General features: G+C 66.3%; 14 protein-coding genes. 8 read left to right on the top strand and 6 right to left on the bottom strand.

Annotation, left to right across the window (positions count from 1 at the left end; all coding sequences use genetic code 11):
* Window positions 1-7 precede the first annotated feature (7 nt).
* The 5 genes from VEW47_03525 to rpmH are packed head-to-tail and all read right to left on the bottom strand — an operon-like array spanning window position 8 to window position 3,073.
* Window positions 8-544: a R3H domain-containing nucleic acid-binding protein gene (locus VEW47_03525; GenBank protein HYS04241.1), complete on the bottom strand. Its 537-nt coding sequence runs from the start codon at window positions 542-544 to the stop codon at window positions 8-10.
* A gap of 39 nt (window positions 545-583) precedes the next feature.
* The gene (gene yidC / locus VEW47_03520) at window positions 584-2,368 is read right to left on the bottom strand and encodes a membrane protein insertase YidC (GenBank protein HYS04240.1); all 1,785 of its coding nucleotides are present in this window, start codon (window positions 2,366-2,368) and stop codon (window positions 584-586) included.
* Window positions 2,368-2,592 carry a membrane protein insertion efficiency factor YidD gene (gene yidD, locus VEW47_03515; protein HYS04239.1) on the bottom strand — a complete coding sequence of 75 codons (225 nt, stop codon included), beginning with the start codon at window positions 2,590-2,592 and terminating at the stop codon, window positions 2,368-2,370. Before yidD ends, yidC begins: the two co-directional genes overlap by 1 nt.
* Complete coding sequence (gene rnpA / locus VEW47_03510) at window positions 2,589-2,942, bottom strand: ribonuclease P protein component (protein HYS04238.1); 354 nt, start codon at window positions 2,940-2,942, stop codon at window positions 2,589-2,591. The genes yidD and rnpA overlap by 4 nt, the downstream gene beginning before the upstream one ends.
* Window positions 2,939-3,073, bottom strand: a complete 135-nt coding sequence (gene rpmH / locus VEW47_03505; GenBank protein ID HYS04237.1) for a 50S ribosomal protein L34 — start codon at window positions 3,071-3,073, stop codon at window positions 2,939-2,941. Before rpmH ends, rnpA begins: the two co-directional genes overlap by 4 nt.
* 614 nt (window positions 3,074-3,687) lie before the next feature.
* On the opposite strand from rpmH, the gene dnaA reads away from it, so the two are divergent.
* From dnaA to VEW47_03465, 8 genes are all read left to right on the top strand, one after another.
* A complete protein-coding gene (gene dnaA, locus VEW47_03500) occupies window positions 3,688-5,109 on the top strand; it encodes a chromosomal replication initiator protein DnaA (protein ID HYS04236.1) in 1,422 nt (473 codons plus the stop codon).
* A 235-nt stretch (window positions 5,110-5,344) separates the two neighbouring features.
* The gene (gene dnaN, locus VEW47_03495) at window positions 5,345-6,451 is read left to right on the top strand and encodes a DNA polymerase III subunit beta (protein HYS04235.1); all 1,107 of its coding nucleotides are present in this window, start codon (window positions 5,345-5,347) and stop codon (window positions 6,449-6,451) included.
* A 346-nt stretch (window positions 6,452-6,797) separates the two neighbouring features.
* Window positions 6,798-9,212 carry a DNA topoisomerase (ATP-hydrolyzing) subunit B gene (gyrB, locus tag VEW47_03490; GenBank protein HYS04234.1) on the top strand — a complete coding sequence of 805 codons (2,415 nt, stop codon included), beginning with the start codon at window positions 6,798-6,800 and terminating at the stop codon, window positions 9,210-9,212.
* A gap of 5 nt (window positions 9,213-9,217) precedes the next feature.
* On the top strand, window positions 9,218-11,806 hold the full coding sequence (gene gyrA / locus VEW47_03485) for a DNA gyrase subunit A (protein HYS04233.1): 2,589 nt from the start codon (window positions 9,218-9,220) through the stop codon (window positions 11,804-11,806).
* Window positions 11,803-12,468: a fructose-6-phosphate aldolase gene (gene fsa, locus VEW47_03480; protein HYS04232.1), complete on the top strand. Its 666-nt coding sequence runs from the start codon at window positions 11,803-11,805 to the stop codon at window positions 12,466-12,468. The genes gyrA and fsa overlap by 4 nt, the downstream gene beginning before the upstream one ends.
* Before the next feature lies 1 nt (window position 12,469).
* Complete coding sequence (locus VEW47_03475) at window positions 12,470-14,017, top strand: carboxyl transferase domain-containing protein (protein HYS04231.1); 1,548 nt, start codon at window positions 12,470-12,472, stop codon at window positions 14,015-14,017.
* Window positions 14,014-15,636 (top strand): acetyl-CoA carboxylase biotin carboxylase subunit, encoded by a 1,623-nt coding sequence (locus tag VEW47_03470; GenBank protein HYS04230.1) that lies wholly within the window; start codon window positions 14,014-14,016, stop codon window positions 15,634-15,636. The genes VEW47_03475 and VEW47_03470 overlap by 4 nt, the downstream gene beginning before the upstream one ends.
* 3 nt (window positions 15,637-15,639) lie before the next feature.
* Window positions 15,640-16,179 carry a biotin/lipoyl-containing protein gene (locus VEW47_03465; protein HYS04229.1) on the top strand — a complete coding sequence of 180 codons (540 nt, stop codon included), beginning with the start codon at window positions 15,640-15,642 and terminating at the stop codon, window positions 16,177-16,179.
* 94 nt (window positions 16,180-16,273) lie between these two features.
* Here VEW47_03465 and VEW47_03460 read toward each other — a convergent pair whose 3' ends face one another.
* On the bottom strand, window positions 16,274-16,546 hold the full coding sequence (locus tag VEW47_03460) for an HU family DNA-binding protein (GenBank protein HYS04228.1): 273 nt from the start codon (window positions 16,544-16,546) through the stop codon (window positions 16,274-16,276).
* Window positions 16,547-16,720 lie beyond the last annotated feature (174 nt).

The following is a 16,720-nucleotide window of genomic DNA, read 5'->3' as shown; positions in this document are numbered from 1 at the left end:
CGGGAGTTCAGGAGCGATCGTCCTGCCCGCCCGCCGTTCCGGTCTTCGCGACGGGCACGATGGCGACCCTCTTCAGGAAGCCGTCTCCGACGCTCCTGGTCTCGACACCGCCGAGCTCGGCGAGCGCTATGTGCACGAGGCGCCGTTCGTACGGGTTCATGGGGTTCAAGAGACACTCCTCGCCCCGGGCCTTCGCCTTCTCCGCCGAGCGCACGGCGATCTCGACGATCTCGTCCTCGTGCAGCTTGCGGAAGCCGCCACAATCGACCTGGATCTTCTTGCCCTTCCGACCCTTGTAGATGATGCGGTTGAGGAGGTACTGCAGGGCGCCCAGCCCTTCACCCTTGCGGCTGAGCAGGTAATCGCGGTCGCTGCCTGTGAGATCGACCAGGACGGCAGTCTCCGTGTCGGTCGCCTTCGCCCGCACGTCGAGACCCAGCCCGCCCAGGACCCGATCGGTCAGTCGTTCGACCTCGCCGGTCGTGGCCGCGGGTGCTAAGCCCGCGTCTTCGCCGGGAGTCTCGCCGCCCGGATCATCGAGCATGCCGCCGTCCTCTTCGGGTCCCGGCGCCGAAACACCGGGTCATGCGGCGGCCTTGTCGTTGACCGCCTGCCGGTTGATCAGGTACTGCTGCGCGATCCCGAGGAGATTGTTGACGAGCCAGTATAGCACCAGCCCCGAGGGGAAATTGAGGAAGATGTAGGTGAACATGATCGGCATGAGGTACATCATGCGGCGCTGCGCCGGGTCGGGGATGGACGATGACGTCATCACCTGCTGGACGAGCTGCGTGGCGCCCATGATGATCGGCGTGACGTAGTACGGATCCTTCTGGGACAGGTCCTTGATCCAGAGCATGAACGGGGCGTGCCGCAGCTCGATCGAGATGGACAGGATCGTGTAGAAGGCGTAGAGGATCGGAAGCTGGAGGAGAAGCGGCAGGCAGCCCGACATGGAGCCGAGCGGGTTGATGTCCTCCTCCTTGTAGAGCTTCATCAGCTCCTCGTTCATCTCCTGGCGCAGCTTCTGCCGCGCGCCGACATTTCCCCGCTCCGCCTCTTTCTTCTCGAGCCTGTGGTAGCGCTCGCGCATCGCCTTCACCTTCGGCTGGACGCGCTTCATCTTCTCCTGCATGACGCGCATCTTGATCTGTCCGCGGTACAGGAGCGGGAAGAACAGCACCCGGAACACCACCGTCAGGAGGACGATCGCCCAGCCGTAGTTCCCGATGTAGCGCTGCAGGACCTTCATCGCGTAGAACAGCGGAAGCGCCACGACGCCGAAGAAGCCGAAATCCAGGAGCCGGTCCAGGCCGATGCCCAGCCCCTTGAGGATGTCGTAGTCCTTGGGGCCCACGAACAGCCGCATCTCCGAATCGCCCGGCACCCCGATCGCCATGGACAGGTGGAACTGCTCCACACCGTCCTCCACGAGACGCAGCAGCTCGAAGCGCGCGCTGCCGCGCCGCGGCTCCGGACCGGGTGGAACGAACACGGCGGCGAAGTACTTGTCCTCGACTCCGGCCCAGGCGACAGCACCCTCCTCCAGCCAGGGCTGGCCCGGCTTGAGGGAGGCCTGCGGGCGCTTCTGGGGCGATTTGAGCCCCGGACTGTCGAAGACGCCCCACGACGTGTCGGCGTACCGTCCGCTTTCCTGGCCGTTGTGCGCGCCGAACCCCGCCCCCCACACCAGCGTCGGCTCGATCCCCTTTCCGCCCGCTTCGGCCGCGAATTTGAGATCGGCGAGGTAGGAGTCGCGCCGCACGCGCAGCGTCTTCGTGGCCGCCAGGCCCTGCCCGTCGCTCCAGGCGAGCGCGATTTCCGTGAAATCGTGGCCGTCCTCCTGTCCCTCGCGCCGGCTCACGCGGAAGAGCGCCTTCTTCAGCCTGTCGGTCGCGTCGGGGTCGTCGAGCAGGAACTGCAGGGGCAGGTGGTCGAGGGAGCGTCCGGCGCGCGACACGAGCTCGAGCGGATGTCCGGCGTCATCCAGATACTTCTTGAGCTGCCAGGAGGTCACCCGCGCACCGCGGTTGGTCAGGTGGATCGCGACCAGAGGAGTGTCGATTGCGATCTCTTCCTCGGCGGCGGCCTCGAGGCGCTTGCCGGGCGGCACGTCCGGGACGGCCGCCGGCGGGCCGGCGACGCCGCCCAGAGCGGAGAGGCTGGGCGTCGAATCACCCGGTCCCGGCGTCCTCGAGGCACCCGGTGGCGGTGTCGAGGAGGTCCCGGTCTTATCCGTGGAGGCGGGCTGCGCCGCGCCGGGTGGCTCCGGCGTCGGGTGGGGCGGCTGCTGAGGGAAGAGCGCCATCCAGAGGAGCAGGACGGCGGCCGAAAGGACGATGGCCAGGACGGTGTTTCGGTCCATCATCAGCGCACGGGATCGTAGCCGCCGCGGGACAGCGGGTGACAGCGCAGCAGGCGCGCGAAGGCGAGGAACAGGCCGCGCCTCAAACCATGGCGCTCGATCGCGACGGCGCCGTACTCCGAGCAGGATGGGAAAAATCTACAAGCCCGTGGCAAGAGAGGCGACACGAACCGGCGGTACATCTCGATGACGCCGACGGCGGCAGCCCTGGCGGCGGAGGCGATCATGAAGCCGTCCGGACGAAGGGGCGCAGACGGGACAGCAGCTCGGTCTCCAGGCGCCGGTACTCGGCCCCGGGCAGTCCGGCCCTGACGTTCACCACGATGTCCACGCTGTCGAGCTCCAGTCGATGCCTGCGGAAGATTTCCCGCAGCAGCCGCTTCGCCCTGTTCCGCTGCACCGCGCCGCCGATCCGGCGCGTGGCCGTGATCCCCAGCCGCGGCCGGCCCTGGGCATTCCGCATCACGAACAGGACGAAGGATTCCGACGGAATCCTGCGGCCCTTGTCGTAGATGACCTTGTACTCGCTGCGTTTGCGGATGCGGTCCTGGGGGCGGAAGCGGGCGTCGCCTTTCACACGGTCAATCGTTTGCGACCCTTGGCCCGCCTTCGCTTCAGAACGAGGCGTCCGTTCTTCGTGCTCATCCGGGCCCGGAAGCCGTGTGTCTTCCTGCGGCGGCGGTTGTTCGGCTGAAAGGTGCGCTTCATGGCATCGTCTCCGTTGCAGGAAGGGCGGATTATGGACCCGGCGCGCGCGGGCTGTCAAGAACTCGGGACGGCGCAATTCCTCTGTGCCGCGTGGCTGGAGAAGCCGCCGCGGATTTCTCCGAGATCGTCGAACACAACGCGCGGTCGAGGAAAAAAGTTTCTCTTCAGAGGGAAGAAGGGTGTTGACAGCGTCGCGTGACGCGGTGCTATAGTGCGAGTCGATCACGAAAACAAAAATCCAAGTGGCTGGGCGCTTCGGAAATCATCGCACAAGTGAAGCGCGCTGAATTTTCGGGAACGATCCCGAGGGACGTCGTGGTGTCTCTCATCACGGAATCTTCCGCCTGGTGTTTCGATGGCGCCCTAGATGTTCGGACACGGATCGTGTCGGTCCCATATCTGGGGTGAGGCGGAATCGGTTGACATAAGATCGCGTCACGCGTCAGGCGTCGGTGACATGAAGTGGCTTCCTATCAACATTTTGGAGCGCAGAAACTTTTCCACATCTGTGGAAAAGCTGTTGAAAAGATGAGCGACGGTTCGAGGCGAGGGGCGGCCGGCAAGGCCTTCGGGCGAAGTGATCGGGCGAAAGCAGCCCACGCAGCCGAACGCGCATGAATCTCTGGGACAGAATCCTCACCAGCCTGCAGCTGAAGATCAACCGACAAAGCTTCAACACCTGGCTCAAGCCGACGCAGCAGCTGGCATTCGCAGAGGACACGCTGCACGTCGAGGTGCCGAGTCTGCTGTTCGCCGACTGGATCAGCCGGAATTACCTGCCGCTGATCCAGGAGAGCGCCCGGGAGATCGAAGGGGGCGAGCTGCGCCTCCATTTCACCAGCCGCCAGCCCGGCGCGTCGGCGCGCCCGGCGCCCGCCGGCGGCAGGGCCCTCTCCGAAGGCCGCGCTCAGGCCGAAGGCGGCCGGACGACGGTCGTCTCGTACGGCGATCCGCCTCCGCTCCGCGGCAACCTGTCCCGGCACAGCACCTCGCCCGAGGTCCCCGCCCTGGGTCCCCTCGGGACCGGACTGAACCCGCGCTATTCCTTCGACTCGTTCGTGGTCAGCTCGTGCAACCAGTTCGCCCATGCCGCGGCGGCCGCCGTCGCCCAGCAGCCGTCCAGCGCGTACAACCCTCTGTACATCTACGGTGGCGTCGGGCTCGGGAAGACCCACCTGATGCAGGCCATCGGCAACCGGGTGCTGCGGAGCAAGGTGGGAATCAGGCACCTCTACATCAGTAGCGAGACCTTCATGAACGAGCTCATCAACTCCATCCGCTTCGAGAAGACGATCGACTTCAAGGAGCGCTATCGCAACGTCGATCTTCTCCTCGTCGACGACATCCAGTTCCTGGCCGGCAAGGAGCGGACGCAGGAGGAGTTCTTCCACACGTTCAACGCCCTGTACGAGTCGCAGAAACAGATCGTGATCACCAGCGACTGTCCGCCGAGGGACATCCCGACGCTCGAGGAAAGGCTGCGCTCGCGCTTCGAGTGGGGCCTCATCGCCGACATCCAGCCGCCCGACCTCGAGACCAAGGTGGCCATCCTGAAGAAGAAGGCCGAGGCCGAGGGGGTCCTTCTCCCCGAGGACGTGTCGCTGTTCATCGCCGGCGGCGTCCGCTCCAACATCCGCGAGCTCGAGGGGTCGCTCATCAGGCTCGTCGCCTACGCCTCCCTCACCGGCCGCCCCATCGATCTGGCGATGGCGCAGGACACGCTCAAGGATCTCATGGAGGACCGCGCGCGCACGGTCACCCTGGAGGCGATCCAGAAGGTCGTGGCCGGCCATTTCCACATCAAGACGATGGAGCTCAAGTCGCGCAACAACTCCAAGCACATCTCCTTCCCGCGCCAGGTGGCGATGTACCTCTGCAAGAGACTCACCGACAAGTCCCTGCCGGCGATCGGCAGCGCCTTCGGCGGGAAGCACCACACGACGGTCATTCACGCCGTCCGCAAGATCGAGGCGATGCGCGAGCGCGACAAGGAGTTCGCCCGCGTCCTCAGCGGTCTGCAGGAGTCGTTCAAGTGATACGTCCACAGGATCCTGTGGATCGCGGAACGCCCGCCTGTGGATCGGCGACCGGCGCCAAAGCGTCCACAGGCGGACACCCGTCCGCGCACAGGACCCTGCACGTCCTCGACGGCGCTCAACCCCGCCCCTGCCACGGCCCGGGCCGGTTTTGCGCGCCATCCACAGGCCCTGCTAGTGCTACAATCTTTTACCCTCGAAATGTAAGGGGCCGATCCCAGCAGTCGGAGGACTCATGGACTTCGTGACCACGAAGGAGAATCTTCTCAAGGAGCTGGAGGTGATGCAGGGGATCGTGGAGAAGAAGAGCACCATCCCGATCCTCTCGAACATCGTCATCGACGCGCAGAAGGACCAGCTCGAGCTCCTGGCGACGGACCTCGAGGTCGGCATCCGAACGACCTGCGAGGCCAAGGTGACGAAGCCGGGATCGGTCGCCCTCTCCGCGAGGCGTCTCTACGACATCGTGCGCTACCTTCCCGACGCCGAGGTGCGTCTCAAGTCGGAGGAGGGCAGCTGGACACAGATCACCTGCCAGAAGGCGCGCTTCAGGATCGTGGGTCTGTCGCGCGACGACTTCCCGACGATGCCCGAATTCGACTTCGCGAAGGGAATCCCGATCGAAAGACCGCTCTTCATCGACATGATCTCGAAAGTCCTGTTCGCGGTCACGACCGACGAGACACGCTACCAGATCAACGGCACCCTCATGATCCTCAGCAAGAAGAGCCTGACGATGGTGTCGACCGACGGGCATCGCCTGGCGTACGTCAGCGGGCGCCTCGAGAAGGGGGCGTCGGAGGAGCGGATCGAGGTCATCATCCCGCGCAAGACCGTCCAGGAGATCTCGCGCATCGGCGACGGAGAGTCCGAGATCCTGTTCGGCCAGAAGGACAATCACGTTTTCTTCAAGGCCGGTAAGACCGTCATGAGCTCGACGATCGTCCCCGGGAAGTTTCCGGACTTCGAGAAGGTCATCCCCGAGGGAAATGACAAGCTGCTCAAGTTCGACGGCGCCGCCTTCGCCGAGGTGGTAAGGCGTGTCGCGCTCCTGTCCAGCGAGCGCTCGCGCGCGGTCAAGATCGCGCTGCAGAAAGGGAGCGTCGAGATCTCCTCGAATAATCCCGAGGTCGGCGAGGCGGCCGAGAGCATCGACGTGGAGTACACGGGCGGTCCGCTCGAGGTCGGATTCAACGCGAAATACATCCTCGATTTTCTGCAGGCGATGGGTCCTGGCACGTTCATTCTGGCTCTCAAGGACGAGGGGACCCAGGGGCTTCTGCGCCCGGTCGGCCAGGAGGGCAGGGATTACCGCTACGTCGTGATGCCGATGCGGATATGAGTCCTGGTGTTTCGTCGTAAGTATATGAAATTAAACACATTGTTCTAGCATGGCCCGAACGTCAGACCTATCATCTATATAGTGCCTGCTCCGCACGTAATTCCCGCCCCCATGCCGTTGCTCCAGCCTTTCCCGGTGTGCTAAAATTGCCCTCGTTCGTGGCCAGTTGACCGGAGATTTCAGTGGACGGGCTCTCCTTGGATGATGGCAAAGCGCCCGTCCGAACCGTCCCCCCGAATCGAGCGAACTTCAAGGATCACGAGCGCACTTTGCCCGTCGCGATGCCCTCCGTCGACTGCGGAATATTGGGAGCCGGCTGATGGCTTCTGGCAAGGGAGACAAGGCGATGGAAGCTGAAACGGGGGTCCGTCCAGGCCCCCGGATCGAGACCTACGACGCCTCGAAGATCAAGGTCCTCGAGGGTCTCGAGGCGGTCCGCAAGAGACCCGCCATGTACATCGGCAACACCTCGGCGGGGGGCCTGCACCATCTGGTGTACGAGGTCGTCGACAACAGCATCGACGAGTCGCAGGCCGGCTTCTGCGATCACATCGACGTCACGATTCACATCGACAATTCGGTGACCGTCGTGGACAACGGCCGCGGCATCCCGATCGACATGCACCCGACCGAAAAGCGCCCGGCGGCCGAGGTCGTCATGACCGTCCTGCACTCGGGCGGCAAGTTCGACAACGACACGTACAAGGTCTCCGGCGGCCTGCACGGAGTCGGCGTGTCGGTGGTGAACGCGCTTTCGGAGTTCCTCGATCTCGAGATCTGGCGCGACGAGAAGGTCTACGCGATGCGCTTCGAGCGCGGCAAGCCGGTGACCGAATTCAAGCAGACCGGGACCACGAAGAGACGCGGCACGAAGGTGACGTTCCGCCCCGACCCGACGGTCTTCGAAGAGGTCAACTTCTCGTTCGACGTCCTGTCGCAGAGGCTCAGGGAGCTGGCGTTTCTGAACGAAGGCGTGACCATCGCCATCGAGGACGAGCGCGCCGAGAACAAGAAGCACGAGTTCAACTACAAGGGCGGAATCGCCTCGTTCGTCGAGCACCTCAACAAGAACAAGACGCCGATCCATCCGAAGCCGATCTACATGCGCGGCGAGCGTGACGGTGTCGTGGCGGAGATCGCCCTGCAGTACAACGACGGATACAACGAGATCGTCTTCTCGTTCGCCAACAGCATCAACACCCTCGAGGGCGGCACCCATCTCTCGGGGTTCCGCTCGTCCCTCACCCGCACCATCAACAGCTATGCCGCCAAGGTGATCAGCAAGGAGCAGATTGCCCTGTCGGGCGACGACGTGCGCGAGGGACTGACGGCGGTGATCAGCGTCAAGCTGTCGCGGCCCCAGTTCGAGGGCCAGACGAAGACCAAGCTGGGCAACAGCGAGGTCAAGGGGATCGTCGAGGCGATGCTCAACGAGAGGCTGTCGGCCTGCTTCGAGGAGAACCCGGGAATCGCCCGCAAGATCCTGGAGAAGGGGCTGGAGGCGCTCCGGGCGCGCGAAGCGGCGCGCAAGGCGAAGGAGCTGACCCGCCGCAAGGGGGCCCTCGACTCGGGGACGCTCCCCGGCAAGCTGGCCGACTGCCAGGAGACCGACCCGTCGAAATCCGAAATCTTCCTGGTCGAGGGGGACTCCGCCGGCGGCTCGGCCAAGCAGGGGCGCGATCGCCGCACGCAGGCGATCCTGCCCCTGCGCGGGAAGATCCTCAACGTCGAGAAGGCGCGCTTCGACAAGATGCTGTCGAGCCAGGAGATCCGCACCATCATCACGGCGCTCGGGACCAGCATCGGCGAGGAGGACTACGACCACGCGAAGCTGCGTTATCACAAGGTCATCATCATGACCGACGCCGACGTGGACGGGTCGCACATCCGGACCCTGCTCCTGACGTTCTTCTACCGCCAGATGCCGCAGGTCATCGAGCGCGGCCACCTGTACATCGCCCAGCCGCCCCTCTACAAGGTCAAGAAGGCCAAGACCGAGGCCTACCTGTCGAACGACGACGAGCTGAACAAGTACCTCATGACGACGGCGGCGCAGGAGCGGGTGGTGAAGCTGCCGAAGGCGGGCAAGGTCCTCGAGGGACCGTCGCTGCGCAACGTCCTGGACAAGCTGGTCCGCTACCAGCTTCATCTCGATCTCCTGAAGAAGCGCGGGTTCGAGCCGGGGCTAGTCGAAGCGCTCCTCGCGGAGGGAGCGGGGGACGCGAAGACGTTCGCCGACAGCGACGCGCTCGAGGAGATCCGGCGCGCCCTGGAGAAGGCCGGCTTCAAGACCGACGAGATGCAGAAGGACGAGGAGCATGGCCGCTTCACCTTCGAGGTCCAGGCGCGGGCGCGCGGCCACGCCTCCTGCGTCGTGGGCTGGGACCTGGTCTCGTCGATCGAGTACCGGACGGTCAAGAGCCTGGAGGACGACCTGAAGGACCTGCGGCAGCCGCCGTTCGTGATCGCCGAGGATGGCCACGAGCAGTCGGTCGACAGCCGCCTCGACCTCCTGAAGCACCTGATGGAGGAGGGGAAGAAGGGGCTGACCATCCAGCGCTACAAGGGGCTGGGCGAGATGAACGCCGAGCAGCTCTGGGACACGACCATGAACCCCGAATCGCGCCGCCTCGTGCGGGTCGACATCGCGGACGCGGTCGAGGCGAACGACATCTTCACGATCCTCATGGGCGACATGGTGGAACCCCGCCGCAAGTTCATCGAGGACAACGCTCTCGAGGTCCGTAACCTCGACATCTGAGGCCGATGGACGAAACGCCGCAGACGGCCCCCGATCACAGCCGCATCTCCATCGAGACCGAGATGCGGAGGTCCTACCTCGATTACGCGATGAGCGTGATCATCGGCCGGGCCCTGCCCGACGTGCGGGACGGGTTCAAGCCGGTGCACCGCCGCGTGCTGTTCGCCATGCACGAGGCGGGGAACCACCACGACAAGCCGTACAAGAAGGCGGCGCGCATCGTCGGGGACGTGATGGGGAAATTCCACCCGCACGGCGACACGGCGATCTACGACACGATCGTCCGCCTGGCGCAGGACTTCTCCATGCGCTACCCCCTGGTCGACGGACAGGGGAACTTCGGCTCGGTGGACGGCGACGCCCCCGCGGCCATGCGCTACACCGAGGTCCGGATGTCGAAACTGGCGCACGAGATGCTGGCCGACATCGACAAGGACACGGTCGATTTCGGGCCCAATTACGACGGCCAGCAGAAGGAGCCGCTCGTCCTGCCGAGCCGCTTCCCTAACCTCCTGGTCAACGGCTCGTCCGGCATCGCGGTCGGCATGGCCACGAACATCCCGCCGCACAACATGTCGGAGGTGGTGGACGCCGTCATCGCCCAGGTCGAGGACCCGGACATCAGCATCGACGCCCTGATGCAGCACATCAAGGGGCCCGACTTCCCGACCTCGGGATACATCCTCGGACGGGAGGGGATCGTCCAGGCCTACCGCACCGGCCGCGGCCACGTTCTGATGAGAGCCCGGGCGACCGTCGAAGAGGGAGGCAAGCGCGGCAAGGACCGCATCGTCGTCACCGAGATCCCGTACCAGGTGAACAAATCGCGGATGATCGAGCAGATCGCCCACCTGGTGAACGAGAAGAAGATCGACGGCATCACCGACATCCGCGACGAGTCCGACCGCGACGGAATCCGCGTGGTGCTCGACCTGCGCCGCGACGCCGTGCCCAAGGTCATCCTGAACAACCTGTACAAGCACACCCAGATGCAGGAGACGTTCGGCGCGATCTTCCTGGCCATCGTCAACAACCGGCCGCAGGTCCTGAACCTCAAGCAGATGCTGACGCACTTCATCGATCACCGCCGCGAGGTGATCACCCGGCGCACCGCCTACGAGCTGACCCGGGCCGAGGAGCGCGCCCACATCCTGGAGGGGCTCAAGGTCGCCCTCGACAACCTGGACGAGATGATCTCCCTCATCCGCGCCGCCAAGGCGCCCGACGAGGCGCGCCAGGCGATGCGTCTGCGCTTCAAGCTGTCGGACGTGCAGGCGCACGCCATCCTCGACATGAAGCTGCAGCGCCTGACGGGGCTGGAGCGCCAGAAGATCGTCGACGAGTACACCGAGACATTGAAGCAGATCGCCCGTCTCAGGGAGATCCTCGCCAACGATCGGCTGGTCTACGGTCTCATCGTCGAGGAGCTCAAGGAGATCCGCAAGAACTACGGCGACGCGCGGCGCACGGAGATCATCGCGCACGCCGGCGAGATCTCCGTCGAGGACATGATCGCCGAGGAGGAGATGGTCATCACCGTCTCCCACGCCGGCTACATGAAGCGGAACCCGCTCACCATCTACAGGAGCCAGCGCCGGGGCGGCAAGGGACGCACCGGCATGACCACGCGCGAAGAGGACTTCGTCGAGCACCTGTTCGTCGCCTCGACGCACGCCTCGATCCTGATCTTCACCACCCAGGGCCGCGTGCACTGGCTGAAGGTGCACGAGATTCCCCAGATCGGCGCGGCCGGCAAGGGGAAGAACATCGTCAACTTCGTCGAGCTCATGCCCGAGGAGAAGGTGGCGGCGCTCGTCCCCGTCAAGGACTTCGCCGAGGACCGTTACGTTATCTTCTGCACGAAGAAAGGGATCATCAAGAAAACACCGTTGTCGGCCTACGGAAACCCCAGGGCCGGGGGGATCATCGCGATGGGTATCGAAGAGGACGACGAGCTCCTGTCGGTCAACCTGACGGACGGCAGGCAGGAGATCTTCATGGCGACCGCCGATGGCCAGGCGATCCGTTTCCCCGAGGCGGACGTCCGGCCGATGGGACGGGGCGCACACGGTGTCATCGGCATGAAGCTCTCCCTGCGGGCCGGGATGCCGGATCCCGACTCGAAGCGTCCCGACGAAAGGGACGAGATCGTCGAGATGGACGTGCTGCGATCGAAGGACGGCACGATCCTCACGGTCACCGCGAAGGGATACGCCAAGCGCACCGCCGTCGAGGAGTACCGCCTGCAGGGACGCGGCGGGACCGGCATCATCAACCTCAAGGTCACCGACAAGACGGGGCCCGTGGTCCAGGTCATGGAGGTCTCGGGGGACGATCAGGTGATGGTGATCACCGCCTTCGGCAAGATCATCCGCACGAACGTGAGAGACATCTCGATCCTGGGGCGGCCGACGCAGGGCGTGCGTCTCATCCACCTCGACGACGGGGACACGGTCGTGGCGGTGGCGCGGGTGGCGGAAGGGGACGCCGACCCGGCCGGCGAGGCGCCGGCCGGGCCCCAGGCGATCGGCGGGGCCTTGGAGACGACGGGCGGGAACGGTGCTGCACCGGAGGGGGAGGAGGAGGAGGCATGAAGATCTTTCTCGACACGGCGAACATCCAGGAGATCCGGGAGGCGAACTCGTGGGGCATTCTCGACGGCGTGACCACCAACCCCTCCCTGGTGGCCAAGGAGGGGCGCGACTTTCTCGAGGTGGTGCGCGAGATCTGCGCCATCGTCTCCGGCCCGGTCAGCGCCGAGGTGGTCTCGACCACCACGGACGAGATGATCCGCGAGGGCCGGGAGATCAAGCGCAAGGTCGGGGCCCCCAATGTGATCATCAAGATCCCGATGATCCGCGAGGGTCTGCGCGCCATCAAGACCCTCTCGTCGGAGGGGATCACGATCAACACGACCCTCATCTTCTCGTCGCCGCAGGCGCTCCTGGCGGCGAAGGCGGGGGCGGCGTTCGTGAGCCCGTTCATCGGCCGGCTCGACGACATCAGCCACGTCGGCATGGAGATCGTGCGCGAGATCCGGACCATCTTCGACAACTACGACTTCAAGTGCGAGATCCTGGCCGCCAGCATCAGAACCCCCCTGCACGTGGTCGAGGCCGCGAGCCTGGGGGCCGACATCGCGACCATGCCGTTTTCCGTCCTCGAGGCGCTCATCAAGCATCCGCTCACCGACATCGGTCTGCAGAAATTCCTGAAGGACTGGGAGAAGCTGCCGCAGCAGATGCGGAAAGGCTGACTTGAGCCGCGACCGGCTTGAGGAGCTGAGGCGCAGGAATCGCGAGGCCGAGTCGGGCGGGGGGCCCGAGCGCCTCGAGCGCCAGAAGGCCGAAGGGAAGCTTCCCGCCCGCGAGCGCATAGAGAGGCTCCTCGATCCGGGCACCTTCGAGGAGCTCGACCGCCTCGTCGTCCACCGCAGCCACGACTTCGGCATGGACAAGCAGCTCATCCCGGGAGACGGTGTCGTCACCGGGCACGGCGCCGTGGACGGCCGGCCGGTGTTCGTGTTCGCCCAGGACTTCACGGTATTCGGCGGTTCGCTCAGCGAGACCTACGCCGCCAAGATCTGCAAGATCATGGACCTGGCCATGAAGGTCGGGGCACCGATCATCGGGCTGAACGACTCCGGCGGGGCGCGCATCCAGGAGGGGGTCGTGTCGCTCGGCGGGTACGCCGACATCTTCCTGCGCAACACCCTGGCCTCCGGCGTGGTGCCCCAGATCTCCGCCATCATGGGGCCGTGCGCCGGCGGCGCCGTCTATTCCCCGGCGATCACCGACTTCAACATCATGGTGCAGGGGACGTCGTACATGTTCATCACGGGGCCGGACGTCATCAAGGCGGTCACGCACCAGGACGTCACCAAGGAGGAGCTGGGGGGCGCCATGACGCACGCCACGGTGAGCGGCGTGGCCCACTTCGCGGCGGCGGATGACCCCTCGGCGCTCGCCCTGATCCGCGACCTCCTGTCGTACCTGCCGTCGAACAACATGGAGGACCCGCCGCGCCGCGCCCCCGCCGACGACCCGTTCCGCGAGGACGCGCGTCTCGAGACGATCGTCCCCGAAGACCCGAACAAGCCGTACGACATGTGCGAGATCGTGCGGGCCATCGTGGACGACGGGGTGTTCCTCGAGGTGCACGAGCGCTACGCCAGGAACCTCCTGGTCGGCTTCTGCCGCATCGACGGCGGCACCGTCGGGATCGTGGCCAACCAGCCGATGGTCCTGGCGGGAACGCTCGACATCGACGCCTCGCTCAAGGGGGCGCGCTTCGTACGCTTCTGCGACGCCTTCAATATTCCGATCCTGACCTTCGAGGACGTGCCCGGCTTCCTGCCGGGCACCGACCAGGAGTTCCGGGGGATCATCAAGCACGGCGCCAAGCTCCTGTACGCCTACGCCGAGGCGACCGTGCCGAAGGTGACGGTGATCACGCGCAAGGCGTACGGCGGCGCCTACTGCGTGATGGGGAGCAAGCACATCCGCACCGACTTCAATTTCGCCTGGCCGACGTCCGAGATCGCCGTCATGGGCCCCGAGGGGGCGGTCCAGGTCCTGTACCGCCGGGAGCTGGCGGCCGCGTCCGACCCGGAGACGCTGCGCCGGACCAAGGTCGAGGAGTTCCGGGACAAGTTCGCCAACCCGTACGTGGCCGCCGAGCGCGGTTTCGTGGACGAAGTCATCGAGCCGCGCGCCACGCGACGCCGGGTCGTCGGCGCGCTGCGCCTCCTGAAGACGAAACGCGACACGGTCCCCCCGAAGAAGCACGGAAACATCCCGCTGTGAAGACGACGTCCCGGCCCGCCCCGAAGCGAGGCGGCGCGCGGCGCGCCACCGGCCGGTCCGCCGCGGCGCGGCGCCCGGCCCCGCGTGAGCGTCACCGGCCGATCCGACGCGTCCTGATCGCCAACCGGGGGGAGATCGTCCTGCGCGTCCTGCGCGCCTGCCGGGAGATGGGGATCTCCCCGGTGGTCGTCTACTCGGAGGCGGACCGCGACACCCTGCCGGTGCGCCTCGCGGACTCCGCCTTCCGCATCGGCGACGCGCCCGCCGCCTCGTCCTACCTCGACACCGACGCGATCCTGAAGGCGGCGCGCGTGGCGCGCGCCGACGCCGTCCACCCCGGCTACGGCTTCCTGGCGGAGAACTCAGGGTTCGCGCGGGCCTGCGAAGACGCCTCCCTCGTCTTCATCGGGCCGCCCCCCGAGGCGATGCGCCTGATGGGGGACAAGGTCGAGGCGCGGAGGCTCATGGAGAAACGCGGCGTCCCGGTCATCCCGGGCCTCCTCGATCGGGCGGCCGACGCCGCCACGATCGCGGCTTTTGCGCGCCAGAGCGGATATCCCGTCATGCTGAAGGCGGCCGCCGGCGGGGGAGGCAAGGGGATGCGCGTGGTGCGCCGTGAGGCCGAGCTCGATCCGGCCCTGCGCGCCGCCCGGTCGGAGGCGAAGGCCTCGTTCGGCGACGACGGGATCTACGCCGAGAAGTTCATGGAGAACGTGAGACATATCGAGATCCAGATCCTCGCCGACGCTCACGGCCACGCCGTGCACCTGGGGGAGCGCGAGTGCTCTGTGCAGCGCCGGCACCAGAAGCTCGTCGAGGAGGCTCCCTCGGTGGCCCTGCGGCCGGCCGACCGGGCGCGCCTGGGGGAGATCGCCCTCGAGGTCGTGCGCGCCTGCGGCTATCGCAACGCCGGGACGGTCGAGTTCCTGCTCGACGCGAAGGGGCGCCCGTACTTCATGGAGGTGAACGCCCGCATTCAGGTCGAGCACCCGGTCACCGAGCTCGTCACAGGCGTCGATCTGGTGCGCGCCCAGATCGAGATCGCCCGCGGCGACCGCCTCGGTCTCCGCCAGGATCGGCTCCAGCCGCGCGGCTGGGCGATCGAGTGCCGTATCCTGGCCGAGGACCCCGCGAACGGTTTCCGCCCCTCGCCCGGGAGGATCCTCGCGCTGCGCCTCCCCGCCGGACCGGGGATCCGCGTGGACACCGCCCTGCAGGCGGGGGACGAGATCACCCTCCACTACGACGCCCTCATCGCCAAGCTCCTGGCGTGGGGCTCCGACCGGAACGAGGCGATCGCGCGCCTGCGACGCGCGGTCGACGAGTTCCTGGTCGCCGGAATCAGGACCACGCTGCCGTTCGACCGGGTCCTCCTCTCCGATCCCGACTTCGTGGCCGGCCGTCTGGACATCGGCTTCGTGGACCGCGTCATGCCGCGTCTGGCGCCTCTGATGCAGGAGGCGGGTCCGGACGCGGAGATCGCCGCGATCGCGGCGGCCGTCCGCGCCACCGAGGAGGCCTCCCGCCCGGCGTCCCGCGAGGCGGTCCCGGGGCATGGTCCGTGGTCCCTGGCGGGAAGACGCGCCCAGATGGAGGCGCGCCTCCCGAGAGGGCATTGAGCGATGCGCTACCTGGCCCGCGTCGGGGAGAAGGAGTTCCAGATCGAGGTGGCGCCGCGCGGCGGCGGCCGCTTCAGCGTCAGCCTCGACGGAAAGACGCGCGAGATCGAGAGACGCGGCGACGGGGCCGTCCTGTGGCTGTCGATCGACGGACAGATCCGGGAGGCCGCGGTCGCGCGCGAAGGAGGCGTCGCGTCGGGGGGGAGCGGCCGGCCCGCGCCGGGAGGCCGGGGGGAGTGGGGCGTGGTGCTCGCGGGACGTCCGTACTCGGTGACGCTCCTCGACCCGCAGCGACGCCGGGGCGCTCCCGGTCCGCCGGTCCTGGAGGGGCCGGTCGAAGTGCGCGCCATCATGCCGGGGAGAGTCACGACGCTCCTGGTGAAGGAGGGGCAGGAGGTCCGCTCCGGCCAGGGGGTCCTGGTGGTCGAGGCGATGAAGATGGAGAACGAGCTTCTGGCCCCCAAGGAGGGGCGCGTGACCCGGATCCGCGTGCGAGCGGGCGAGACGGTGGAGGCGGGCGCCGGCCTGTTCACCGTTGAGTAACGGGACCCTGGGCCGGACGCAAGAAGGGCGGCGCCACTCGCGTGGACGCCGCCCTTCGATGTGTGCGATGAAAACGTCGCGACGCGCGGAGATGTTACCGGATGGCGGCCGCGAGCTCCTTGCCCGGACGGAAGCGCGCCACCTTGCGCGCCTTGATCTCGATCTGCTCGCCGGTCTGCGGGTTGCGGCCGACGCGAGCCTTGCGCTTGCTGACCGTGAACGTGCCGAAGCCGACCAGCGCGACACGATCGCCCTTCTTCAGTGCCTTGGTGACGCCGTCGACCAGCGAATCCAGCGCCTTGCCGGAGGCCGTCTTGCTGATCTTCGCGTCCTTGGCGATCTTGTCGATCAGATCCGCCTTGTTCATTCGACACCTCCTCGAGGTGAAATCAGGTTGGTGAAAAGGCCTTTTTGTCCCCGCGACGTGTCGGCCTTATACCAGAGCGGTCGATTTCTTGTCAAGACCTGCGGGGCGCGGCGTTCGGAGAGGCGCTCCCCGAGAACGATTGACCCGTCGCGTTTTGACGGAATACGGACAACG

This window comes from Candidatus Dormiibacterota bacterium (assembly GCA_035635555.1).
GTDB lineage: Bacteria > Acidobacteriota > Polarisedimenticolia > Gp22-AA2 > Gp22-AA2 > Gp22-AA3.
Note: the sequence above shows the minus strand (reverse complement) of the source record. Positions and strands in the feature narration are given on the sequence as shown.

Excerpts from the sequence above, each read along its gene's own strand:
- VEW47_03525 (HYS04241.1), bottom strand. The coding sequence starts at position 544 with ATGCTCGATGATCCGGGCGGCGAGACTCCCGGCGAAGACGCGGGCTTA.
- yidC (HYS04240.1), bottom strand. The coding sequence starts at position 2,368 with ATGATGGACCGAAACACCGTCCTGGCCATCGTCCTTTCGGCCGCCGTC.
- yidD (HYS04239.1), bottom strand. The coding sequence starts at position 2,592 with ATGATCGCCTCCGCCGCCAGGGCTGCCGCCGTCGGCGTCATCGAGATG.
- rpmH (HYS04237.1), bottom strand. The coding sequence starts at position 3,073 with ATGAAGCGCACCTTTCAGCCGAACAACCGCCGCCGCAGGAAGACACAC.
- dnaA (HYS04236.1), top strand. The coding sequence starts at position 3,688 with ATGAATCTCTGGGACAGAATCCTCACCAGCCTGCAGCTGAAGATCAAC.
- dnaN (HYS04235.1), top strand. The coding sequence starts at position 5,345 with ATGGACTTCGTGACCACGAAGGAGAATCTTCTCAAGGAGCTGGAGGTG.
- gyrB (HYS04234.1), top strand. The coding sequence starts at position 6,798 with ATGGAAGCTGAAACGGGGGTCCGTCCAGGCCCCCGGATCGAGACCTAC.
- gyrA (HYS04233.1), top strand. The coding sequence starts at position 9,218 with ATGGACGAAACGCCGCAGACGGCCCCCGATCACAGCCGCATCTCCATC.
- fsa (HYS04232.1), top strand. The coding sequence starts at position 11,803 with ATGAAGATCTTTCTCGACACGGCGAACATCCAGGAGATCCGGGAGGCG.
- VEW47_03465 (HYS04229.1), top strand. The coding sequence starts at position 15,640 with ATGCGCTACCTGGCCCGCGTCGGGGAGAAGGAGTTCCAGATCGAGGTG.
- VEW47_03460 (HYS04228.1), bottom strand. The coding sequence starts at position 16,546 with ATGAACAAGGCGGATCTGATCGACAAGATCGCCAAGGACGCGAAGATC.